Raw genomic sequence first — 23,158 nt, forward strand, 5'->3', positions numbered from 1 at the left:
TTAAGTTTCGGGGCAGGCCGGGTGTGTCAGGGCAGGTCGACGGCCTTGGTCGACAGGTACGAGACCAGGTCGTCCAGCACCACCAGCGAGATCTCGTCATCACAGTCGGCCAGCCAGCGCAGCACCATGCCCTGGATGACGGCCAGCAGATAGGCGGCGATGGCATCCACCGGCTCCAGCCACTGGGTGCCCGAGCGGCGGGCGCAGTGGTCCAGGAAGGACGTCACGTCGGCGTCCAGCTCCCGGAACATGGCCGTGGCGACCGGGTCCGGGACACAGGTGGCCTGGTTCTCCCAACGCCGCCGCAGCACCGCCAGGGTGGACTCGTAGGCACGGATCTGCCGGTCCGGGGAGGATTTCAAGATCGGCCACAGCGTGCTGAGTCCCGCGTGCAGCAGGATGCGCAGGGCACGATTACCCCTGAAATCAAGCGACACGGCCGCAGTCTCGATGGCCTCGGTCATGGCCGGACGAAGTCCGACCTGGGTGATTTCTCCACTTGCGCTCAACGACGACTCCCTTTGGCAAAGAACTCGCGCACCTCGCCTGCGCGGCTCGCTCAACGGGTGTTGCAGATCGGCACTGATCTCCGGCTTGTACGCCGACGTACCCGTTCAACGGGTATCGATGTTACGTCTTTTTCTGGCCCAGCAACCAGCTTTGATAGCCGATTCCATACCTTAAGAATGTTTTGTTACCTAATTGGAACAGGCCCGCGACCGGATAGGAATGATCAAATTGAACAAGCGCCCGGTAAAGCCGTTGTTTGGACCGGACGGTATTTTATCGGCGGGTGTGCGATGAAACATAGCGGGTGTGCGCGAACCCACAACGCTCCACTGTTCGACACTCTGGCGTTACCCGCCCACCGATAGCCTGACCGGGTGACTTCTGCGCGCCATGACCAATTCCTGATCTCCGGCACCTTCAATTTCCGCGATCTCGGCGGCGCCCGCACCGCGGGCGGTTCCACCGTGCGGGACGGAGTGCTGCTGCGGTCCGCCCAGCTCAGCCGGCTCGACGAGACTGGCCTCACCACCCTCGGCAGGCTGGGCGTCACCGATGTCCACGACCTGCGGGGGTTCGCCGAGATCGACCACATCGGCCACGACGTCGTCCCGGACGGCGTGCGTTTGAAGGTCACCCCCTTCGACCCCCGCATGGGCGAGACCCCGCCGCACGAGGCGCGCCGCCACAGCAGCGCCTCCGGCCACATGCTCGAGGTCTACCGGCTCTTCCCCGCCCTGCCCGAGGCGCACGTCGCCATCCGGTCGCTCGCCGGCTCCGTGCTGAGCGGGACCGCGCTGGTGCACTGCGCCGCGGGCAAGGACCGCACCGGCTGGGCCGTGGCCACATTGCTGCGGGCGATCGATGTCACCGAAGAGGACATCTACGCCGACTACCTGCGCAGCAATGACGCTGTCCCCACCCTGCGCGCGTTGATGACCGCGGGCACCGACGAGGAACTCTCCGACGATCTGCTCGGCGTCCGTCCCGAATACCTGGAGTCGGGCACCAACTCCATGAATGCCATGTACGGCGGCCTGGACGGCTATCTTGCCGAGATCGGCATCACCCAGGAGCTGCGCGACGCGCTGCGCGCCCGGATGCTCGTCTGATCGCTGCGGCTGTCGTGGCGGCGCGCGATCAGTCCGCGTCCGACCGGCGGACCAGGCCGTTGCGGTCGATGCTGACCTGGTTTCCGGTGTGGAACCAGGAGCCGGTGAAGCGGGACTCGGTGGTCTGCGGGTCGTTCCAGTAGCGGGGGCTGACATTCGGCCCCCGGCACAGCAGCTCGCCGTGGCCGACGGCCGCGAGCGGGCCCCACAGCGCGAGTTCGGTTCCGCCGAAGGCGAATCCGAGCGCGTCCCGGCCCGGAGCGGTGTCGTCACGGGCCAGCCCGATGCCGGAGGTCTCGGTCGCGCCCCACACCGACCACTGCCGGGCCTCCGGGAAGACCGCGCGCAGGGAGTTGGCGACGGATTCGGCGGTGGCCGGGTCGGCCGCGGCCAGTTCGGCGCGATGCCCGGCACTGCAGATCTGCCGCACCCGCTCCACCCGCAGCCCGGCCAGGCCGGGCAGCAGGCCGGCGAAGATGCGCGGGGTCGCGGCGACCATGTCGATGCGTTCGGCGACAAGGGCTTCCGGCACCGCGGACCGGTCGGGGGTGAGCACCACGGTGCCGCCGACCGCGAAGGTGGGCAGCAGCTGGTCGACGCAGCCGCTGGCGTGCGCGAGCGGCAGCAGCACCAGATTGCGCAGGCCGTCGGTGGGCAGATCCAGCGCGCCGACCACGGAACGGACCGCGGAGAGCAGGTTCTCGTTGGTCAGCTCCACTCCGCGCGGGCCCGCCCCGGAGCAGGCGCTGGTGTAGCTGAGCAATGCCAGTTCGCCGAGGGACGCGCCGTCGTCGATGAAGGCCGCGCCGTCGGGCAGCGCGTCACGGAACCCCGCCGCGCGGCCGCCGCCGTCGAGCACGAAGTCGGCGCAGGCATCGTGAATCACGCGGTCCGCCACGGCATCCGGCAGCCCGTCGTGAACCAGCACCGGCACCGCCCCGGAGAGCAGCGCGCCCAGGAACGCCTGCACCCAGCGGGCGCCGACCGGCATGCGGACCGCGACCCGGTCGCCGTAGCCGATGCCGTGTTCCTGCAGGCCGCCGGCAATGCGGGAGGCCGAGTACCAGAGTTCGCGGTAGGTGAGCCGGGGGCCGCCGATCTCGACCACGGCCTCGCGGGCGGCGAAGGTGTGAACCTGGACGTCGAGGAGTTCGGTGAGCGCGGGCGTGAGGTTGCCATAGCGCAGGATGCCGTCGGCGGCGCGGGCAAGCGGGTTGTCGCACCAGCCGTTTCGCGTCTGCGGATATTCCACGAGTAACTGCGACATCGTCGTCCCTCCGGGTACCTCGAAGCCCTGCAGGCAAGAGTGACTATATGATGCAGATCACATCGATGGGCGGATTGTCGGCAAACGGATGTCAGGCTTTCACACCACGGAAACAGATCGCCGCTCGGTCAACCCCACGTTCCCCCGATCGAGCCTGCGGAAACATCGATTCTGCGGTGGCTTCGCAACAGTCGCACCGGGATTCCCCGCCGGGCGGTCTCGTGCCACCCCCGATCCCATACCAGTGCAGGTAACGGGCTTGACACGCCCGGGCGGCAGCCGACACGCCCGGACGCGCAAAGTCGATCCTGTTCTTCCAGCGGAAGCGCGGCCGCGGCCCGGCCGATCGGCGCCTACTGGCCTGTATACGTGGCCTTTCCGGGGCCGACCTCGAGGAAGCTGCGCACCGCGCCCCGCAGATCCGCGGTGCCGAAAAGTTGCCCGGACACCTCGGGAGTCACCGAATCCGCGTGCGCAACACCACCGGAGCGCCAGGCCTCGATGATCGCCTTGGTGGCGGCGTGCGCGCGGGTCGGGCCCTCGGCGAGCCGGGCCAGCAGCGCCCGGGCCGCGGTGTCGACATCCTCGTGCACCGCATTGACCACACCCCACTCGGCCATGGTGGCGGCGGAGTAGGTGTCACCGGTCATGACGAACTCGCGGGCGCGGCCGGAACCGGCGCGCTCGGCCAGCCGCTGCGGGCCGCCCATCGACGGAGTCAGGCCCACCACGGTCTCCACCAGGCCGAACTTGGCCTTGGGCGCGGCCAGGATGATGTCGCAGGCCAGCGACATCTCGAAGGCCGCGGTCAGGGTCAGCGAGTGCGCGGCGAAGATGACCGGGCAGGGCAGCGCCTCGAGCGGGTGGATGATGCGCGCGAACAGGGTCCGCCACAACTGCGCGCCCTCCTCCTCCGACAGGCCGTCGAAGACGTGCACGTCGACGCCGCCGGAGACCAGCTTGCCGTCGGCGCGGATCAGCAGCGCGCGGGGCGGATTCGCCGAGAGCTCGTCGATATCCACGGCCAGCGTGTCCATCAGGGCCTTGTCGAAGAGGTTCAGCGGCGGATTGTCGATGGTGAGGATCGCCGCGTCCGCGCCGCCGTCGGTGACGATGCGCTCCAGGCGGGTGGGCTTCGAGTCAGTCATGACCCTGAATGTATGCGGACGCTTACTTTTGCGACAGAGCGGAAGGGAAATTTCGCGGAGGCAACTAGCCTGATCATGTGACGACCTCGAAATCCGAGCCGGGGACCTACGTCGAACCGGGCGAATTCAAGCGCGATACGAACTACATCGAAACGCGGATCACCGCCGACGGCCGAGACGGGTATCCGGTCGAGCCCGGCCGGTATCGGCTGGTGGCGGCGCGGGCTTGTCCATGGGCCAATCGCACGCTCATCGTGCGGCGGCTGCTCGGACTGGAATCGGTGCTGTCGCTGGGACTGTGCGGGCCCACCCACGACAAGCGCAGCTGGACCTTCGATCTGGATCCGGGCGAGGTGGATCCGATGCTGGGCATCCACTTCCTGCAGGACGCCTACTTCAAGCGGTTCCCCGACTATCCGCGCGGCATCACCGTGCCCGCCATCGTGGACGAGCGCACCGGCGCGGTCGTCACCAACGACTACGCGCAGATGACCCTCGACTTCTCCACCCAGTGGGCGCAGTACCACCGGCCCGGCGCGCCGCGGCTGTATCCGGAAGACCTTCGCGCGGAGATAGATTCGGTGAACCGCCGCGTCTACACCGAGGTCAACAACGGCGTGTACCGGTGCGGGTTCGCGGGCGGGCAGGACGCCTACGACGCCGCCTACGACCGGCTCTTCACCGCACTCGACTGGCTGTCCGAGCGACTGGCGACCCAGCGGTACCTGGTGGGCGACACCATCACCGAGGCCGACGTCCGGCTGTTCACGACACTGGCCCGGTTCGATCCGGTCTATCACGGCCATTTCAAGTGCAATCGGCAGAAACTCACCGAGATGCCGGTGCTGTGGGCCTATGCCCGCGACCTCTACCAGACCCCCGGGTTCGGCGACACGATCGACTTCGTGCAGATCAAGCAGCACTACTACATCGTGCACACCGACATCAACCCGACCCGGGTGGTGCCCAAGGGGCCCGAGCTCGGCAACTGGCTGACCCCGCACGGCCGGGAAGCCTTGGGCGGCAGGCCCTTCGGCGACGGCACCCCGACGCCCCCGCCGGTCGAGGCCGAGCGCGTGCCCGCAGGACACGCCCCGGCCTGACCCGGCTACTCGCCGGCCGCGCCCCGGTAGGTGCCGAAGCTCCAATAGACGCCTTCGGGGTCGCGGCAGGTGAAACCCCGTGACTCGTAATCGGTTTCATCGCGCAGCTCACGGGTGATGGTGGCGCCCGCGGCCTGCGCCCGGGCGTACAGGGTGTCCGCGTCGTCGACGGCGATGTACACCGAGCCGACGCCGGGCGGCTGGCAGTCCAGCGCCATGCCCTCGCGGACGCCGCCGAGCATGATGGCGCCGCCGCCGGGCCAGGCGAGTTCGGCGTGCGCGACGGTGTCGCCCTCGTCGTAGCGGGCGGTGGTCTCGAAGCCGAAGGCCCGCTCCAGGAATGCGATGGCGGCCGGGGCGTCGCGGTAGACCAGGGTCGGCCAGACGACGGTGCCGGTCTCGATGGGGGTTGTCGTTTCGCTCATGGGACTAGCCTCCGACCTCGGCGGCCTGCTGGTCTTGGACGAATGGGAACTCCTCGCGTTCCCGCCACACCGACGGCGGCATGCCCGCGAGTTCCCGCCATTCGCGGGCCATGTGCGCCTGGTCGTAGTACCCGGCGGCGGCCGCCACCTCCGCGAGCGGGGGCAGGATCGGGTCCCGCAGCAGGCGGTGCGAGCGTTCGAAGCGCGCCACCCGGGCGGCGTCCTTGGGGGTGATGCCGAATTCGGCGCTGAAGCGGCTGCCGAGATGTCTTCGGCTCCAGCCGATCTCGTCGGCCACGGCGGCCACCCGCACCGCCGGGTCGGGGCCCGACAGCAGCGTCCAGGCGTGGGTCAGCTCGGCGGCCCAGCGCACCGGATCCACCTGGCGCAGCAGGATTTCATCGATGACGGCGAAGCGCCGCGGCCACGAGCGCACCGACGACAGCCGCTCCCGCAACTCCGTCGCGCGCGGCCCGAGCACGTCGGCCAGATCCACGATCCACGACCCGAGCGCCGCCGCGGGCATCCCGAACAGCGCCCGGCAGCCCAACGGCGTCAGGTTCAGCTGTACCCCGTGCTGGAACCCGTTGTGCGCGATCACCGCCGGCCGCACCGTGAGCCCGCTGGCCAGCATGTCCCAGTGACCGCCCGCCTGCTCCGGATGCGAGGACACCGGCACGTGAATGGGCTCGTCGATGGTGATGATCACGGTCAGCGCCGCCGCGGGCATCCCGACATGCGTACCCGGCGCGAAGCCGTGCAATAGATAGCCCTCGTACCCGAGGACGTACGCGCGCAATCGCGGGTCGGGCAGTCCCGAGGCGCCTTCGGACACGCCTGCCACGCCGTCCACCCTAGGCCGATGGTCTCCGGCGTGGGACCCTCCCGTCCGGAACCGGTCTATCTCGCGAATCGTTGTCGAAGTGCCATAGAGTTCGGTCTGGAGGACCGCACGAAGAAGGGGTTGTCGTCGATGTTCAAGACCGGGCTCGAAAAAGCGGTCGTCTCGCTGCTCGACAACGGGTCCCAGGTACAGGCCCCGGCTGTCACGAGATACGTGGGCAAGCTGCGGGATGCGCATCCGGGTGAGACGCCCGGGCAGATCATCGCGCGCATCGAAAAGCTCTACCTCAAAACCGTCACCACCTCCGGCACGGCGGTCGGCGCGACCGCGGCGGTGCCGGGCGTCGGGACGGTGGCGTCGCTGGCGGCCATGAGCGCGGAGACCGCCTTCTTCCTGGAGGCGTCCGCGGTGTTCACCCTGGCGGTGGCGGCCGTGCACGGAGTCGCGCCCGAGGACAAGGAGCGCCGCCGCGCCCTGGTGCTGGCCGTGGTGCTCGGCGAGAGCGGCATGGAGATCGTGCAGAAGAGCGTCGGGCACTCGGCCGCGAACTGGGGCGGGCTGCTGGCGGGCAAGATCCCGGGCCTGAGCACCATGAACGATTCGCTGCTCAAACGCTTCATGATCCAGTTCATCGCCAAACGCGGCGCGCTCATGGTCGGCAAGGTGATTCCGGCCGGAATCGGCGCGGCCATCGGCGGATTCGGCAACCGGGCGATCGGGCGCGGCGTGGTCGACAATGCCCGCAAGGCGTTCGGCGCGCCGCCGCTGACCTGGCCCCGGCCCCTGGTCATCGACGCCGATCCGCTGCCCGCGGTGGAGGCGCCGACCCGGAACCTGCAGCCGTGAGCGCGCGGCCGCTCGCCTTCGCCGCCGGGGGCCTGACCAAGACCTTCGAGAGCGTCACCGCGGTCGAGGACGTGAGCTTCGTGGTGCCCGCCGGCAAGGTGGCCGCCCTGGTGGGCCCGCACGGCGCGGGCAAGTCCACGGTGCTGCGCATGCTGCTCGGACTGCTCACCCCCACCTCCGGCACCGCGAGCGTGGGCGGACCCGGCTCCGGCGTGCGGGCCGGACGCCAGGTGGTGGGCGCCATGCTGAATCCGCGCGGCCTGCACCCGGCCCGCCGGGTGTTCGCCCAGCTGCTCGTCTATGCCTCCGCCGCAGGCGTTTCCGATGCCCGGGCGGAGGAACTGCTGGCGCTGGTGCGGCTCACCGATGCCGCCGACCAGCGCATCGGCGGCCTGCCGGAGGGCATGCGGACCCGGCTGGCGCTGGCCGTCGCGCTGCTCGGCGATCCGCCGCTGCTGGTACTCGACGATCCGGCCGCCGGGCTCGATATCGGCGAGACCGCCTGGCTCAACGACTATCTGCGCGGCCACGCCCGCCGCGGCGGCACCGTGCTGCTCACCTCCCGCATGCTCAGCACCGTGCTGCCCATCGCCGACGAGCTGCTCGTGCTGGACCACGGCCGCATCGCCTACCAGGGCAGCCCGGCCCGGCTGCGCCGCAGCCACCCGGACCGGCTGCTGGTGAAGGCCTCCAGCCCGATCGCGCTGGCCACCACCCTGGCCGCGCAGGGCTTCACCGACGCGGTCATGCGGCCCGACGGCCGCCTCGCCATCGCGGAAGCCTCACTCTCGCAACTGGAATCGGCCGCCTCCACGGCCCGCGTCCAGCTCACCGAGATCACCCCCGAACACATTCATCCCGATCAGGTCCTGGCCGCCCTCACCCACAGCGGGCCCCCGTCGCCTGGGTACCCGGGCCCGGCCGCCTACCGGACCTACCGGTGAAGTCGTTGCGCCACACCGCTATCCGCCATGGGAGCACGGTCCGTCGCCGGATCGACGACCTCCCACGAAAGGACATTCGATGATCCTCACTGTGCCGCCGGTGGTGGTCCGGGCCGCGAATTCCGAAGTGCGGAAGGTGACTTCGGTGCGGTCGAACTGGCTGATCGGCGGCGGGGTCATCGTGGCGGGCGTGATCGCGTTCGTGGCGCTGGGCACCGGATTCCAGCCCGGCGACCAGCATGCGCAGGGCTTCAGCTCCGGATCCGGCTGGGCGGCACTGCTGACCACCTGGGTGCTGGTGCTCACGGTCGCGGCGGCGGCCACCTTCGGGGCGCTGGGTGCCGGCACCGAACTCCAGTCCGGATCGCTGGCGATGAGCTCGCTGTACACCCCCGACCGCACCCTGCTGCTCGGCGCGAAACTCGCGGTGGCGGGGGCGTTCTCGCTCGGCACCGTGCTGCTGATGGAGGTGCTGGGCGGGGCCGCCATGCGGCTGGCCGGCGGCGCCCGGGTGCCCCTGGACGGCGGCTTCTTCGGCGTGCTGATCGGGGTGGCGCTGGCGGCGGTGTGCTGGGCGGTGATCGGCACCGCGATCGGTGTCGTGCTGCGCTCGCCCACCCGCGCGCTGGCCGCCGTGCTGGGCTGGGCCGTGCTGGAGCCGCTGATCTGGATCACCGCGCGCGCCATCGGATTCGGTGGGCTGGCGGCCATCCTGCCGGTGTCCTCGACGGTCGGGGCGATCAGCGGCGGCCGTTACGCCAAGAGCGCGCTCATCGCGCCGACCCCGGCCGCCATGGCGCTGCTGGTGCTGTGGAGCGCCGCGGCGGGTGCGGCCGCCTGGTGGATGCTCACCCGCCGCGACCTCTGATCAGGCACGGCCGGAGAACAACCGCCGCCACACCTCGTGATCGGTGCGCGGACCGCCGGGCGTGTCCGCGCCGTACTTCGCGATGAGGCCCGGCAGGTCCAGCGGGAGGCTCGGCGCGGTCATGGCGGCCAGCTCCGCTTCCACCGCGGCGTCGGGAACCAGCCAGCAGACCTCGAATTCGATGCCGTCGGGGTCGGCGGCGTAGAGCGCCTTGGTGGAGGCGTGGTCGGAAGCCCCGGTGAGCGCGCCCGCCGCGACCAGGGCGTCGCGCACCCGCTGCAGTTCGCTCAGCGTGTCCACCTCCCACGCCAGGTGATAGAGGCCGACCCGGCCGGTGCGGTGCGGGGCCGACGGGTCCGGCGACTGGAACAGGCCCAGGTCGTGGTCGTTGGCCGACCCGGCCGCCTGCAGGAACGCCCCGCCCGGGAATCCGCCGGGCAGCCGGCGAAAGCCCAGTACCTCGCTGTAGAAGGCGACCGAGCGCTCCACGTCGGAGACGAACAGGACGGCGTGATTGAGACGCTGAATCGGCATGGGGGCGACTCCGTTTCGAAGGACCGTGACGATCCAGCCGACCACGGCGTGCCGCGCCGCACAAGCCACCGTCCCGGCACACTGGACAGGGCGGTAGAACGACGGGAACAAAGTGGGGGTGGGGAGACAGTTGTTCTCCGGGATGACTTCGAAGGATGTGGATAGGGTGCGCGGCTGGCTGCGCAGGTTGTGGGAACGGTGCGCCGGGCACCCGTGGATGCTGTCCGGGCTGGGGCTGGCCATCGTGCTCGGGGCGGTCGTGGAGGTGACCGGGCCGCTGCTGGCCAAGCGCGCCCTCGACGGCGCGACCGCCGGGAACACCGGCATCATCGCGGCCATGGCCGTGGCACTGGGCGTGCTCGCGGTCGGCCGCTTCCTCGCCTCGTTCGGGCGGCGCATGCTCGCCGGGCGGCTCGCCCTCGACGTCCAGCACGAACTGCGCGTGGATCTCCTGTCCGCGCTGCAACGGCTGGACGGGCCCGGACAGGACGGGCTGCGCACCGGGCAGGTCATCTCGCGCTCGATCAGCGACCTGACCCTGGTGCAGGGCCTGCTGGCGATGGGCCCCTGGTCCGCGGTGGCGGCACTGCAGTTCGTGCTGGCCGCGGGCGTCATGCTGTGGCTCTCGCCGCCGCTGGCCCTGGCCGCGCTGCTGGTGGTGCCGGTGCTGGCGCTGGTGGTCTACCGGGTGCGGCCGCGGCTGTACGCGGCCACCTGGTCCGCGCAGCAGCGCGCCGCCGACCTGGCCCAGCACGTCGAGGAGACCGTCACCGGCGTGCGCGTGGTGAAGGGCTTCGGGCAGGAGGCCCGGATGGTCGACGTGCTCGAGCAGCACGGCCGCACGTTGTACGCCGAGCGCATGCGCGCCGCCCATATCGACGCCCGTTTCAGCCCCACCCTGGGATCGATTCCGCAGGCCGGTCTGGTCGCGGTGATCGCGGCGGGCGGGCTGCTCGCCTTCCACGGCAGCATCGGGCTCGGCACCTTCCTGGCCTTCGTCGCCTACGTGTCGACGATGACCAACTCCACCCGGATCGTGTCGTATGTGGTGGTCATGGCGCAGCTGACGCGCGCGGCGGCCGAACGCGTGAACCAGGTCATCGACAGCGCGCCCGAACGCATCGATCCGGAGCACCCGGTGGAGGTGCCCGAGGGACCGCTCGGCATCGAAATCGACGATCTCACCTTCGGTTTCGAGCCCGGCCGGCCCGTGCTGCGCGACTTCACGCTGAACATCGCACCCGGCGAGACGGTGGCCGTCATCGGCCCGGCGGGCTCGGGCAAATCCACCCTGAGCCTGCTGCTGCCCCGCTTCTACTCCCTCGGCTCCGGCCGGATCACCCTGTACGGCAAGGACTCCCGCGCCGACATCGCCGACCTGCGCGCCGCCGATCTGCGCTCGGCGGTCGGCGTGGTCTTCGACGAGGCCTTCCTGCTCTCGGACACCATCGCCGCCAATATCGCCCTCGGCCGGCCCGATTCCACCGAGGCGGAGATCCAGGCCGCCGCCAAACAGGCCGCGGCCGACGACTTCGTCAACGCCCTGCCCGACGGCTACGAGACCGTGGTCGGCGAACGCGGCCTGACTCTCTCCGGCGGTCAGCGCCAGCGCATCGCATTGGCCCGCGCCCTGCTCGCCGACCCGCGCATCCTGGTCCTCGACGACGCCACTTCCGCGGTGGACGCCGTCACCGAGGCCGCCATCTTCGCCTCCCTCCCCGCCGATTCCGGACGGACCACCCTCATTCTGGCCCACCGCGAATCCACCCTCGCCCACGCCGACCGCGTGATCCGGCTGCCCGCACCGGAATCCGGCGACGAGCAGGTGCCGGTGATTGCGGACGCGCCGGACATGACCGCGGAAACGGCTGCCGGAAGCCGGCATTCGGCCGATCGGGACACACCGGCGGAAGTGCGGCGGGTGCTGGGGAAGCTGCCGCCGGCCGCCGAGCGGCCGGGCCTGGATGCGGCCGAGCTGCGCGAGCCCGACCCGGGCTTCCGGCTGAGTCATGCGCTGCGGCTGGTGAAGTGGCTGGTCGCCGGCACCATGGTGCTGCTCGCGCTGAACGCGGTGGTGGGCGTGGGCTTCCCGTCCGTGGTGCGGTACGCGGTCGACTCGGGCGTCGGCAAGCACGACGGCTGGGCGCTGGTGCAGGCCACCATGATCGGGACCGTGCTGGTCGGGCTCGGCTGGCTGGTCGCCTCGACCTCACTGCTGTGGAGCAACCGGGCCGGGGAGCGTGTGCTCTTCGGGCTGCGGGTCCGCAGCTATGCCCACCTGCAGCGGCTCGGGCTCGACTTCTACGAGCGAGAACTGTCCGGCCGCATCATGACCCGGATGACGACCGACATCGACGCCCTGTCCACCTTCATGCAGACCGGACTGCCGGACGCGCTCGTCGCGCTGCTGACGGTGGCCGGCATCGCGGTGGCACTGCTGGTGATCGACTTCCAGCTGGCGCTGGTCGTGTTCGTGACGCTCCCGCCGCTGCTCCTGGCCACCTGGTGGTTCCGCAAGGTCTCCGATTCCGCCTACAGTGCCGCGCGCGAACATTCGGCCACGGTGAACGCCGACTTCGCCGAGAATGTCGCGGGTTTGCGGGTGGTGCAGGCCAATCGGCACGAGGCCCTCTCCGCACGCCGGTTCGCCGGGTACTCCGACAATTTCCGGATCAGCCGGATGCGGGCCCAGCGGGCCATCGCCACCTTCTTCGCCTTCGTCGGCATGTGGGCGGATCTGGCGCTGGCGTCGGTGGTCTTCACCGGGGCCTGGGCGGTCGCGCACGGGTCCACCACGCCGGGCACGCTGGTGGCGTTCGTGCTCTACCTGCAGCTGCTGTTCGGGCCGATCATGCAGCTCTCGCAGCTGTTCGACGGGTATCAGCAGGCGCGAGTCGGGTTGCGGCGCATCGGGGAACTGCTGCGGACCCGGTCATCCATCGCGCCGGATCCCGCGGACGCGGCGCCCATCGACGGGCGGCTGCGCGGGGAGGTCGTCTTCGACAATGTCCGCTTCCAGTACCCGGGCGCGGTGCGGCCCGCGCTCGAGGGCGTCAGCCTGACCATCCCGGCGGGCGGCAGCCTGGCGCTGGTCGGCGAGACCGGCGCGGGCAAGTCGACCATCGTGAAGCTGCTCGCCCGGCTCTATGACATGCCCCGGACACCGGGTGACCACACGGCCCGGACACCGGGTGACGGGAATCACGAACTTTCCGGCAATGTTACGCCGTTCTCCATAGCGGATATGCATGACAGCGGCCTTGATCCGGACGGCACCGGCGCAATTCGCGTGGACGGCGTCGATATTCGCGACTATCGGCTCGCCGAGTTCCGCTCGCGGCTCGGCGTGGTCCCTCAGGAAGCTCACCTGTTCACCGGCGACATCGCCAGCAACATTGCATTTGGCAAACCTTTTGCGAGTCCCGGGGAAATCGAGGCGGCCGCGGCCGCGGTCGGGGCGCTGGACACCATCACCGCCCTGCCCCAGGGCATGCGGCAGCCGGTCGGCGAACGCGGACGCGGGCTCTCCGCCGGTCAGCGGCAGCTCATCGCCCTGGCCCGTGCCGAACTGGTCCGCCCCGATCTGCTGCTGCTCGACGAGGCCACGGCCGTGCTGGATCCGGCCGCCGAGGCATCGGTGCTGGTCGCGAACGAATCGGTGACGCGCGGCCGCACCTCGGTCATCGTCGCGCACCGGCTGGCGACCGCCGCCCAGGCCGATCGGATCGCCGTCGTCCAGCACGGCCGGATCAGCGAAATCGGCGGCCACGACGAACTCCTCGCGGCACAGGGACCGTACTCGCGCCTGTGGGCTGCGGCGCAGGCGACGGAAGGAATATTCTCGGGCGAGGACGAGTCGTCATCAGAGAATGTGTCCGCTCGGTGGTAGCCATGCCCGACGGCGAACAGGGGTGGGCATATCCTCAGTGGGGGCGCATCGGCGCGCATCCGCCGATTACCCGTGCCGGGCACGTCACAAACGTCGCAGCGCGAAGAACGAAATGAGGCGAACACCTGCTGTGAGCAGCTCAACAGACCAGTTCGGACAGAACCAGTGGCTTGTCGACGAGATGTACCAGAAGTACAAGCAAGACCCCTCGTCCGTCGATGAGAGCTGGCACGAGTTCCTGGCGGACTACACGCCGGAGAACACTGCCGAGATTGGTATCAACAGCCAGGCGGCCGCCGCCGTCGCTCCGGCACCCGCCGCAGTGCCTACTGCCCCCGGACCCGCCCAGAGCGCCCCCGCCGTGAATTCCACCCCTGTCGCCACCCCCGCCCCGGCCGCCCCCGCCCCGGCTCCGGCCCCCGCCCAGGTGCGCACCCCCCAGACCACTCCCGCCCCCAGCTCCAACGCGGCCCCGACCTCGGGCGGCCCCAAGCCCACCGCCGAGGACGAGACCAAGGTGCTGCGCGGTCCCGCCGCGGCCGTCGTCAAGAACATGTCGGCGTCGCTGGCCATCCCCACCGCGACCTCGGTGCGTGCCATCCCGGCCAAGCTGATGATCGACAATCGCCTGGTCATCAACAACCACCTGGCCCGTACCCGCGGTGGCAAGATCTCCTTCACCCACCTGCTGGGTTACGCCATCGTGCAGGCCATCAAGGCCTTCCCGAACATGAACCGGCACTTCGCCGAGGTCGACGGGAAGCCGAACGCGGTCACCCCCGCGCACACCAATCTCGGTCTGGCCATCGACCTTCCGGGCAAGGACGGCAGCCGTGCGCTGGCGGTCGCGGCCATCAAGAACGCCGAGGGCATGACCTTCGCGCAGTTCCACAGCGCGTACGAGGACGTCGTGCGCCGCGCCCGTGACGGCAAGCTGACCAACGACGACTTCGCCGGTGTCACCATCTCGCTGACCAACCCCGGCACCATCGGCACCAACCACTCGGTGCCGCGCCTCATGCTGGGCCAGGGCGCGATCATCGGCGCGGGCGCCATGGAGTACCCGGCCGAGTTCCAGGGCATGAGCGATCAGCAGCTCGCGGAGATGGGTATCGGAAAGCTGATGACCCTGACCTCCACCTACGACCACCGCATCATCCAGGGCGCGGAGTCCGGCGACTTCCTGCGGACCGTCCACAACCTGCTGATCTCGGACGAGTTCTACGACGAGATCTTCCACGGCATGGGTGTCCCCTACGAGCCGGTGCGCTGGCGCAAGGACATTCAGGAACGCGGCATCGACAAGTCGACCCGCGTGCAGGAGATGATCAACGCCTACCGCAGCCGCGGCCACCTGATGGCCGACACCGACCCGCTGCGGCTGGTGAAGGACAAGTTCCGCTCGCACCCTGACCTGGATGTCACCCAGCACGGCCTGACCCTGTGGGACCTGGACCGCGAATTCAATGTCGCGGGCTTCCACGGCCAGGAGCGCATGAAGCTGCGCGACGTGCTGTCCATCCTGCGCGACGCCTACGCCCGCCACGTGGGTGTGGAGTACACCCACATCCTGGATCCCGAGCAGCTCAAGTGGATTCAGGAACGCGTGGAGCAGAAGCACGCGAAACCCACTGTGGCCGAGCAGAAGTACATCATGTCCCGGCTCAATGCGGCCGAGGCGTTCGAGACCTTCCTGCAGACCAAGTACGTGGGCCAGAAGCGCTTCTCGCTGGAAGGCGCCGAGTCGGTCATCCCGATGATGGACGCCGTCATCGACCAGTGCGCCGAGTACGCCCTCGACGAGGTCATTATCGGTATGCCGCACCGCGGCCGCCTGAACGTGCTGGCCAATATCGTCGGCAAGCCCTACTCGAAGATCTTCACCGAGTTCGAGGGCAACATGAACCCGGCCGCCACCCACGGCTCCGGCGACGTGAAGTACCACCTCGGTGCGCGCGGCACCTACCTGCAGATGTTCGGCGACAACGAGATCGAGGTCTCGCTGACCGCCAACCCCTCGCACCTCGAGGCCGTCGACCCGGTGCTGGAGGGTCTGGTCCGCGCCAAGCAGGACCTGCTCACCAAGGAAGACATCGTCACCAAGGGTGAAGAGGCGCGGTCGTTCTCGGTCGTGCCGCTCATGCTGCACGGTGACGCGGCCTTCGCCGGCCAGGGCGTGGTGGCCGAGACCCTGAACCTGTCGGGTCTGCGCGGCTACCGCACCGGTGGCACCGTGCACATCGTGGTGAACAACCAGATCGGCTTCACCACCGCGCCGGAGTACTCGCGCTCCACCGAATACTCCACCGACATCGCGAAGTTCATCGGCGCCCCGATCTTCCACGTGAACGGCGACGACCCGGAAGCCTGTGTGTGGGTGGCCAAGCTGGCCGTCGACTACAAGCAGAAGTTCAAGCGCGACGTCGTGATCGACATGATCTGCTACCGCCGCCGCGGCCACAACGAGGGCGACGACCCGTCGATGACCCAGCCGGGCATGTACGACGTGATCGACACCAAGCGCTCGGTCCGCAAGGCGTACACCGAGAGCCTGATCGGCCGTGGCGACATCTCCATGAAGGAAGCCGAAGACGCCCTGCGTGACTACCAGGGTCAGTTGGAGCGGATCTTCAACGAGGTGCGCGAGCTGGAGAAGTTCCCGCCGGAGCCGTCGGAGTCGGTCGAGGACGAGCAGCAGCTGCCGCCGAACCTGGTGACCTCCGTGGACAAGACGGTGCTGCAGCGCATCGGCGACGCGTTCGTGAACGTGCCCGAGGGCTTCAGCGTGCACCCGCGCGTCAAGCCGGTGCTGGAGAAGCGCCGCGAGATGGCCTACGAGGGCAAGGTCGACTGGGCCATGGCCGAGCTGCTGGCCTTCGGCACGCTCGTCGACGAGGGCAAGGCCGTCCGCCTGACCGGTCAGGACTCCCGCCGCGGCACCTTCTCGCAGCGGCACTCGGTGATCATCGACCGCAAGAACGGTGACGAGTACACCCCGCTGCACAACATCGGGTCGAAGAACCCGGGCTGGTTCGCGGTGCACGACTCGGCGCTGTCCGAGTACGCCGCTGTCGGTTTCGAGTACGGCTACTCGCTGGGCAACCCGGACGCACTCGTCCTGTGGGAGGCGCAGTTCGGTGACTTCGTCAACGGCGCGCAGTCCATCATCGACGAGTTCATCTCCTCCGGTGAGGCCAAGTGGGGTCAGCTCTCCGAGGTCGTGCTGCTGCTGCCGCACGGTCACGAGGGCCAGGGCCCGGACCACACCTCGGGTCGTATCGAGCGCTTCCTGCAGCTGTGTGCCGAGGGTTCGATGACGGTGGCGGTCCCGTCCACCCCGTCGAACTACTTCCACCTGCTGCGTCGCCACGCCCTGGACGGCATCCGCCGCCCGCTGGTGGTCTTCACCCCGAAGTCCATGCTGCGCAACAAGGCCGTGATCTCCGAGGTCGAGGACTTCACGGACAACAAGTTCCGCACCGTGCTCGAGGAGCCCACCTACGAGTCGGGCGACGGCGACCGCGCCAAGGTCAAGCGCGTGCTGCTCACCTCCGGCAAGATCTACTACGAGCTGGTGGCCGAGAAGAAGAAGCACAACCGCGACGACGTGGCCATCGTGCGCGTCGAGCAGCTGTACCCGATTCCGAAGTTCCGCCTGAACGAGGCACTGGAGCAGTACCCCAACGCCGGCGATCTGGCGTGGGTCCAGGAGGAGCCGGCCAACCAGGGCGCATGGCCGTTCTTCGGCCTGAACCTGCCGGAGATCCTGCCCGCCCGCTTCGGCAAGCTGCGCCGCATCTCGCGCCGCGCCATGTCGGCCCCGTCCTCGGGTTCGTCCAAGGTGCACGCGGTGGAGCAGCAGGAGATCATCGACGAGGCGTTCTCCCCGACCGCATAATTCGGCCGGATCGCGGTGAAACGAAGCCGCCCGCTGGATCTTTCGATCCGGCGGGCGGCTTTTTCGTTGCGGCAGAGCGGGATTACTTGTCCTGCACGTCGCCTCGAGCCTTCGCGTCGTCCGAGCCCTCGAGGTCCCAGACCGCCATCATGGCGGCGATACCCTCGGCGGCGGCGGTGTCCTGGGTCGATTCCTGATCGGACATTGCGTGTACCTCTTTCTGCTACTTCCGTAACGAAAGTTGATGCTACCGGCCGGAATTACTTGCGGCCTGTCGGGAAATGGCCTGCGACAAGGCATTTCGTCATAGTCGTGATGGTCATCACAGCGAGGAGCGGGTGGCGGGGCGGGGTTGCCCCCAGCATGTCCCGCGTCGTATATTCCACGTGGAATATTTGGTACGGAGGATGTCGGTGACCCGCGATAGCGTCACCGGGAATGGGAGGTCCAGGTGACCCGGAAGCAGTCGACACCGGCACTCACGCCCTTGGCGATGCTGGTCCTCGCGCTGCTGGAGGAACGTCCGATGCACCCGTACGAGATGTATCAACTGCTCTTGAGCCGGCATGAGGACGAGTTCGTGAAGATCAAACCGGGCTCGCTCTACCACGCCGTGGCCCGGCTGGCCGACCAGGAACTATTGACCGCCGAGAGCACCGATCGGGCCGGCAACCGGCCGGAACGAACCACCTACCGCATTCGGACCGCCGGGCGCGAGGCGCTGCGCACCCGGATCCGGGACCTGCTGCGCGAGCCGGCCCGGGAGTATCCGGTCTTCGTGACCGGATTGGCCGAAGCACACAACTTGCCCCTGGACGAGGTCATCGATGCCCTCCGAGAACGTGTCGCCTCGATCGACGCCCGGCTCGCCGAGCTCGACACGATCCACGACCTGGCGGCCGCCTCCGACGTTCCGCGGCGGTACTGGGCCCGCGTGGACTACATCCGCGCACAGAACACCGCCGAAGTCGAATGGCTGCGTGGATTCATCGCCGAGATCGAGAGCGGACACATCGAATGGGAGACCTTCGACGAGTCCGGCAAACGCATCGACATCACGAACCACACCCTGAGATAGGAACCCGAATCCGTGTCCACTCAACGCAATCCGTGGCTGGCGCTGTACGCGCTGGTCGTCGGGTTCTTCATGATCCTGCTGGACATGACCATCGTCGCGGTGGCCAATCCGGCGATCATGAAGGACCTGCAGGCCGATGTCTCCCAGGTCATCTGGGTCACCTCCGCCTACCTGCTGGCCTACGCGGTGCCGCTGCTGGTCACCGGCCGACTCGGAGATCGCTTCGGCCCCAAGACCATCTATCTCGGCGGCCTGGCCGTGTTCACCCTGGCCTCGCTGTGGTGTGCGGAGTCGACGAGCATCAATATGCTGATCGCGGCCCGCGCCGTGCAGGGCCTGGGCGCGGCGCTCATGACGCCGCAGACCATGGCGGTCATCACCCGCACCTTCCCGCCGGACAAGCGCGGCGCGGCCATGGGCCTGTGGGGCGGCGTGGCCGGTCTGGCCACCCTGGTCGGCCCGATCCTGGGCGGCGTGCTGGTGGACTGGCAGGGCTGGCAGTGGATCTTCTACGTGAACGTGCCGATCGGCATCATCGCCTTCGCCCTGGCCGTCTGGCTGGTGCCCTCGCTGCCCACCAACGACCACAAGTTCGACCTGGTCGGCGTGGTGCTCTCGGGCGTCGGCATGTTCCTGCTGGTGTTCGGCATCCAGGAGGGCAACAGCCACCACTGGGACGCCTGGATCTGGGCCATGATCATCGCCGGCGTGGCGGTGCTGGCGCTGTTCATCGTCAACCAGGCTCGCAATACCGGTGAGCCGCTGGTGCCGCTGAGCCTGTTCAAGGACCGCAACTTCGCGCTGTCCAACCTGGCCATCGCGGCCATGGGCGCGGCGGTGACCAGCGTGTTCGTGCCCGCCTACTTCTATCTACAGCAGGTACACGACATGACGCCGACGCGCTCGGCACTGGTCTTTGCGCCCATGGCGATTCTGACCGGTGTGTTCGCGCCGATCATCGGCAAGATCTCGGACAAGGTCGCGCCGCGCGTCATTCCGACCATCGGTTTCGCGCTCTTCGCGGCGACCCTGTTCGGGTTCGGCGTCCTGATGAAGCCGGACGGCTCGATCCCGCTGTTCATGATCGTCGGCGGCATCTCCGGTATCGCCAATGCCTGCATCTGGGCGCCGCTGGCCACCACCGCCACCCACAACCTGCCGGTGCAGCAGGCCGGTGCGGGCGCGGGCGTCTACAACACCACCCGTCAGATCGGTTCGGTGCTCGGTTCGGCCACGATCAGCGCACTGCTCTCGGCTCGCATCTCGGCGCAGGGCCTGCCCAGCGGCCCGATCGGCGAGGGCGGTGGCGGCAAGAGCCTGAGCAGCCTGCCGGCCGAGGTCCGAGGTCCCATCCTGGAGAAGCTCAGCACCGCGCTGAGCCAGTCCATCTACCTGCCCGCCCTGATCCTGTTGATCGGCGTCGCCGCCTCGGCGCTGTTCATCGGGCACGGCAAGGCGGAGGGCGATGAGCGCGACGATATGGCGAAGGCCGATATCGGGGTGCACTGATCCGCCGACATTCGAAAAGCGCTGCCCGCCGGGGGTTTCCCCGCGGGCAGCGCTGTCCGTGCGGTGGGATCGGCAGGCTCGCTGGATTCCGCTGTGCCCTCAGCCGATTCGCACGGTGAGCGAGGGATATCCGGTCGCGCCGTCGGGGACGACGTCCTGTTCCTTGTCGGTCTGGGTCTCCCCGGTGCCGTCGGTCGCGCGCGCCCATACCGTGTGCACGCCGGTGCTGCCGGTGGCGTCCCAGTCGTAGGCCCACTGCACCCAGGTGTCGATGGACGGGGCCACCGCCAGCCGGGCGGGCCGCCAATCCCCTTGATCGATGCGGACTTCCACGCCGCGAATGCCGCGATGCTGCGCCCACGCCACGCCCGCGATGGTGACCTTGCCCGGGGTGATGGTGCCGCGGCCGCGGGGGGTGTCGATGCGGCATTCGGTCTTGATCGGGCCCTTGGCCGACCAGCCGCGCTTGGTCCAGAACGCCTCGGCGCGATCGAATCTGGTGATCTCCAGTTCGGTCACCCACTTGGTGGCCGACACGTAGCCGTACAGCCCGGGCACCACCAGCCGCGCGGGATAGCCGTGCGCGGTGGGCAGCGGTTCGCCGTTCATGCCGACGGCGAGCATGGCGTCGCGGCCGTCCATCAGCACGGCGAGCGGGCTGCCCGCGGTGAAGCCGTCGATGCTGTGCGAGAGCACCATGTCGGCGTCGGGGTGCGGTCCGGCCGCGGTGATCAGCTCGTCGAGCCGATAGCCGAGCCAGCGGGCATTGCCGATCAGATCGCCGCCGACCGGATTGGACACGCAGGCCAGCGTGACCAGCCGTTCGATGGGGGTCTTGGCGGCGAGATCGGCGTAGCTCAAACGGATCTCGCGATCGACCATGCCGTGGATGCGCAGTGACCAGTCGTCCTTGCTGACCTGCGGCACGGTGAGAGCGGTGTCGATGCGATAGAAGTCGGCGTTCGAGGTGAGATACGGCGTCAGGCCCGGAATCTGCAGGTCCGCGCCGGGCTCGATCGACGGCTCCGCGCCGGTGGGCGTCGGCAGTTGCACATCCGCGCGCTCGGCCGACACATCCCGCGACCGCAGCCCGATGATCCGTCCCGCGATGCCGCCGACCGCCGCGGCCACGCCCGTGATCACGATTCCGCGCACCACCAGCCGCCGCTCCACCGCCAGCTCGGCGGGCGAAAGCCGCTGCGGCTCGGCGGTTTCCGCGTCCGCGGCGGTCGCGGTGAATTCGCCGAAGCGGGTGACCCGGCCGATCAGGCTGCGCAACACCAGGATTCCGGCGACCATGCCGAGAATGGAAGGCAAGGCCCAGGTCCAGGTCGCATTGGGGCGACCGAGCGCGGCGATGGTGGACAGCAGCCCGAACATCGCGAACAGGATCGACCCGAGCGGCCGCCGCTCCCGCTCCACGATCCCGGCGACTGCGGCCAGCACCACCGCGACCACACCCATGCACACGAACAGCAGCACTTTGTCATTGGTGCCGACCAGGCCGATGATCCACTCCCGGAACCCGTCCGGCGTGTGGTCGACGATCCACGCTCCGACCGCCTGCAAGGGCGTGCTGTCGGGGCTGACCAGCACTGACACCAGCTCCGCCACACCCAGGGTGACGCCGCCGGCGACAATTCCGCCGGCCGTCCGTAATCCGCGATCCGCCACGAAACCGACCCTACTGCGCGGGTCGGCTCATGGAACGGCTCGAAGGATTACGGAAGCGTGACGCCCGGGGTCCGCAGTGCCACGGCGGCGATCACGGCCATGACCAGCAGACTGCCGCCCGCCACCGCGAAGGCGTGGTGCAGGCCGGTCACGCTCAGAGCCGGTCCCGAATAGGCCAGCGCGCCCAGCACTGCGACCCCGAGCACCTGGCCCAGCTGCCGCAGCGCATTGTGCACCGAGGAGGCCATGCCCGCGCGGTGCGGATGCACGGCGGCCAGTACGGTCGCGGTCATCGGGGTCAGGCACAGCCCGATGCCGAAGCCGCCCACCGCGAGCATCCACCAGATCGAGCCGATGCCGGTGTCGCGCTGCACGGTCAGCAGGCCCGCGACGGCCAGACCGCCGAGGGTCAGTCCGGTCACCATGGGAATCCGGGGACCGAAGCGGCCGACCAGTCGTCCGGACAGTGGTGTCGCCAGCGCGAACGCGACGCCGATGGCGCACACATCGAGCCCGGCCCGGACCGCCGAATGTCCCTGCACCTGCTGGAAATACGCGCTCAGGTACACGATCAGCCCGACGAAGGCGAAGAACGCCACCGCACCGGCCAGGTTCGCGGCGGCGAATCCGCGGTGGCCGAACAGCGTGAGATCCACCAGCGGATCGGCGTGCCGCCGCTCCCAGCGCACGAACACCACCGCGGCGACGGCGGCCAGCCCGAACGCGGCCAGGATCGGCGCGGAGGCCCAGCCCTGACCGCGGCCCTCGATCAATCCGAACGAGAGCGCGGCGATGGCCGTCGTGGTCAGGAGCGCGCCCTGCCAGTCGAACCGGCCGGTGGCCGGTGTGCGGGGCAGGCGCGGCACGACCAGCGCGGCGACCGTCGCGAACACGGCGACCAGCGGCACGTTCAGCAGCAGCACCCAGCGCCAGCCCAATCCCGTCACGACGACACCGCCCAGAATCGGCCCCACTGCCAGCGCCAGGCCGGACGAGGTCGACCAGGCCCCGATCGCGACCGCGCGCTCGCGTTCGTCGGGGAAGGCGGCGCGGACGACGGCGAGGCTGGTGGGCACCAGCAGGGCGGGGCCGACGCCCTGAATCACGCGGCCCGCCAACAGCATCGGGACGTTCGGTGCCAGGCCCGCGATCAGCGCGCCGACTGCGAAGGTCAGCATGCCCAGGAGGAAGACGCCCTTGCGGCCGAACCGGTCGCCGAGTCCGCCGCTGAGCATCAGCAGGCTGGCGTAGACCAGGACGTAGGCATTGACGATCCACTCGGTGGCGGTGGCGTCCGCGTGCAGGTCACGGCCGATGGTCGGCAGCGCCACGCTCATGACGGTGGTGGACAGGACGGCCAGGAACTGACCGCCGGTGACGGCCACCAGCGTGATCCAGGGATTGGCTGCGGCCGTGGGAGCTTCGGGACGGGCGGGAACGTGCAGTGCGGTCATAGTCGAACGGTAGGACTGCCCGGTCATAGCTTCCACGACCAAAAGTGCTATACGCCAA

The 23,158-nt window shown here is 69.2% G+C and carries 18 protein-coding genes; 9 read left to right on the forward strand and 9 right to left on the reverse strand.

All coding sequences use genetic code 11. The features are described from left to right. Positions 1-26: 26 nt before the first annotated feature. The gene (locus tag ACFXN1_RS13600) at positions 27-509 is read right to left on the reverse strand and encodes a TetR family transcriptional regulator (RefSeq protein WP_379394133.1); all 483 of its coding nucleotides are present in this window, start codon (positions 507-509) and stop codon (positions 27-29) included. 375 nt (positions 510-884) lie between these two features. Here ACFXN1_RS13600 and ACFXN1_RS13605 point away from each other — a divergent pair, with 375 nt between their 5' ends. Next, the gene (locus ACFXN1_RS13605; protein ID WP_379394131.1) at positions 885-1,619 is read left to right on the forward strand and encodes a tyrosine-protein phosphatase; all 735 of its coding nucleotides are present in this window, start codon (positions 885-887) and stop codon (positions 1,617-1,619) included. Between the two features lie 28 nt (positions 1,620-1,647). Here ACFXN1_RS13605 and ACFXN1_RS13610 read toward each other — a convergent pair whose 3' ends face one another. Then, positions 1,648-2,886 (reverse strand): class I adenylate-forming enzyme family protein, encoded by a 1,239-nt coding sequence (locus ACFXN1_RS13610; protein ID WP_379463581.1) that lies wholly within the window; start codon positions 2,884-2,886, stop codon positions 1,648-1,650. A 353-nt stretch (positions 2,887-3,239) separates the two neighbouring features. Beyond that, entirely contained in the window at positions 3,240-4,034 is a 795-nt protein-coding gene (locus tag ACFXN1_RS13615) for an enoyl-CoA hydratase/isomerase family protein (RefSeq protein ID WP_379394127.1), read from the reverse strand. A gap of 77 nt (positions 4,035-4,111) precedes the next feature. Between ACFXN1_RS13615 and ACFXN1_RS13620 the strand changes: the two genes are divergently transcribed. Continuing rightward, positions 4,112-5,137 (forward strand): glutathione S-transferase family protein, encoded by a 1,026-nt coding sequence (locus ACFXN1_RS13620; RefSeq protein ID WP_379446422.1) that lies wholly within the window; start codon positions 4,112-4,114, stop codon positions 5,135-5,137. Between the two features lie 5 nt (positions 5,138-5,142). Here ACFXN1_RS13620 and ACFXN1_RS13625 read toward each other — a convergent pair whose 3' ends face one another. Both ACFXN1_RS13625 and ACFXN1_RS13630 read right to left on the reverse strand, forming a co-directional pair. After that, entirely contained in the window at positions 5,143-5,562 is a 420-nt protein-coding gene (locus tag ACFXN1_RS13625; protein WP_379446423.1) for a VOC family protein, read from the reverse strand. Between the two features lie 4 nt (positions 5,563-5,566). Then, positions 5,567-6,406, reverse strand: coding sequence for a helix-turn-helix transcriptional regulator (locus tag ACFXN1_RS13630; protein WP_379394121.1), 840 nt, complete (start codon positions 6,404-6,406; stop codon positions 5,567-5,569). A gap of 129 nt (positions 6,407-6,535) precedes the next feature. Here ACFXN1_RS13630 and ACFXN1_RS13635 point away from each other — a divergent pair, with 129 nt between their 5' ends. From ACFXN1_RS13635 to ACFXN1_RS13645, 3 genes are all read left to right on the forward strand, one after another. Next, a complete protein-coding gene (locus tag ACFXN1_RS13635; protein WP_379446424.1) occupies positions 6,536-7,252 on the forward strand; it encodes a hypothetical protein in 717 nt (238 codons plus the stop codon). Then, positions 7,249-8,196 (forward strand): ABC transporter ATP-binding protein, encoded by a 948-nt coding sequence (locus tag ACFXN1_RS13640; protein ID WP_379446426.1) that lies wholly within the window; start codon positions 7,249-7,251, stop codon positions 8,194-8,196. The genes ACFXN1_RS13635 and ACFXN1_RS13640 overlap by 4 nt, the downstream gene beginning before the upstream one ends. A 79-nt stretch (positions 8,197-8,275) precedes the next feature. Continuing rightward, on the forward strand, positions 8,276-9,064 hold the full coding sequence (locus ACFXN1_RS13645) for an ABC transporter permease (protein ID WP_379446427.1): 789 nt from the start codon (positions 8,276-8,278) through the stop codon (positions 9,062-9,064). On the opposite strand, the gene ACFXN1_RS13650 is transcribed toward ACFXN1_RS13645, so the two are convergent. Beyond that, positions 9,065-9,598 (reverse strand): VOC family protein, encoded by a 534-nt coding sequence (locus tag ACFXN1_RS13650; protein ID WP_379394113.1) that lies wholly within the window; start codon positions 9,596-9,598, stop codon positions 9,065-9,067. Between the two features lie 142 nt (positions 9,599-9,740). Between ACFXN1_RS13650 and ACFXN1_RS13655 the strand changes: the two genes are divergently transcribed. After that, positions 9,741-13,487: an ABC transporter ATP-binding protein gene (locus ACFXN1_RS13655; RefSeq protein ID WP_379463582.1), complete on the forward strand. Its 3,747-nt coding sequence runs from the start codon at positions 9,741-9,743 to the stop codon at positions 13,485-13,487. A gap of 112 nt (positions 13,488-13,599) precedes the next feature. Further along, a complete protein-coding gene (locus ACFXN1_RS13660) occupies positions 13,600-17,385 on the forward strand; it encodes a multifunctional oxoglutarate decarboxylase/oxoglutarate dehydrogenase thiamine pyrophosphate-binding subunit/dihydrolipoyllysine-residue succinyltransferase subunit (RefSeq protein WP_379443567.1) in 3,786 nt (1,261 codons plus the stop codon). Positions 17,386-17,467: 82 nt separating this feature from the next. Here the strand turns inward: ACFXN1_RS13660 and ACFXN1_RS13665 are convergent, their stop codons facing one another. Beyond that, positions 17,468-17,590: a hypothetical protein gene (locus ACFXN1_RS13665; protein ID WP_379443565.1), complete on the reverse strand. Its 123-nt coding sequence runs from the start codon at positions 17,588-17,590 to the stop codon at positions 17,468-17,470. A gap of 246 nt (positions 17,591-17,836) precedes the next feature. Here ACFXN1_RS13665 and ACFXN1_RS13670 point away from each other — a divergent pair, with 246 nt between their 5' ends. Together ACFXN1_RS13670 and ACFXN1_RS13675 are read left to right on the forward strand one after the other, a co-directional pair. After that, positions 17,837-18,463: a PadR family transcriptional regulator gene (locus ACFXN1_RS13670; protein ID WP_379443564.1), complete on the forward strand. Its 627-nt coding sequence runs from the start codon at positions 17,837-17,839 to the stop codon at positions 18,461-18,463. Positions 18,464-18,475: 12 nt separating this feature from the next. Next, positions 18,476-19,972 (forward strand): DHA2 family efflux MFS transporter permease subunit, encoded by a 1,497-nt coding sequence (locus tag ACFXN1_RS13675; protein ID WP_379394107.1) that lies wholly within the window; start codon positions 18,476-18,478, stop codon positions 19,970-19,972. A gap of 99 nt (positions 19,973-20,071) precedes the next feature. Here the strand turns inward: ACFXN1_RS13675 and ACFXN1_RS13680 are convergent, their stop codons facing one another. Then, positions 20,072-21,646 carry a molybdopterin-dependent oxidoreductase gene (locus ACFXN1_RS13680; protein ID WP_379443563.1) on the reverse strand — a complete coding sequence of 525 codons (1,575 nt, stop codon included), beginning with the start codon at positions 21,644-21,646 and terminating at the stop codon, positions 20,072-20,074. Positions 21,647-21,693: 47 nt separating this feature from the next. Beyond that, complete coding sequence (locus tag ACFXN1_RS13685) at positions 21,694-23,100, reverse strand: MFS transporter (RefSeq protein ID WP_379443561.1); 1,407 nt, start codon at positions 23,098-23,100, stop codon at positions 21,694-21,696. Positions 23,101-23,158 lie beyond the last annotated feature (58 nt).

This window comes from Nocardia sp. NPDC059154 (assembly GCF_042755705.1).
Classification (GTDB): Bacteria; Actinomycetota; Actinomycetes; order Mycobacteriales; family Mycobacteriaceae; genus Nocardia.

Coding starts and splice junctions, on each gene's coding strand:
- ACFXN1_RS13610 (WP_379463581.1), bottom strand. CDS start 2,886: ATGTCGCAGTTACTCGTGGAATATCCGCAGACGCGAAACGGCTGGTGC.
- ACFXN1_RS13615 (WP_379394127.1), bottom strand. CDS start 4,034: ATGACTGACTCGAAGCCCACCCGCCTGGAGCGCATCGTCACCGACGGC.
- ACFXN1_RS13625 (WP_379446423.1), bottom strand. CDS start 5,562: ATGAGCGAAACGACAACCCCCATCGAGACCGGCACCGTCGTCTGGCCG.
- ACFXN1_RS13635 (WP_379446424.1), top strand. CDS start 6,536: ATGTTCAAGACCGGGCTCGAAAAAGCGGTCGTCTCGCTGCTCGACAAC.
- ACFXN1_RS13645 (WP_379446427.1), top strand. CDS start 8,276: ATGATCCTCACTGTGCCGCCGGTGGTGGTCCGGGCCGCGAATTCCGAA.
- ACFXN1_RS13650 (WP_379394113.1), bottom strand. CDS start 9,598: ATGCCGATTCAGCGTCTCAATCACGCCGTCCTGTTCGTCTCCGACGTG.
- ACFXN1_RS13655 (WP_379463582.1), top strand. CDS start 9,741: ATGACTTCGAAGGATGTGGATAGGGTGCGCGGCTGGCTGCGCAGGTTG.
- ACFXN1_RS13660 (WP_379443567.1), top strand. CDS start 13,600: ATGAGGCGAACACCTGCTGTGAGCAGCTCAACAGACCAGTTCGGACAG.
- ACFXN1_RS13665 (WP_379443565.1), bottom strand. CDS start 17,590: ATGTCCGATCAGGAATCGACCCAGGACACCGCCGCCGCCGAGGGTATC.
- ACFXN1_RS13685 (WP_379443561.1), bottom strand. CDS start 23,100: ATGACCGCACTGCACGTTCCCGCCCGTCCCGAAGCTCCCACGGCCGCA.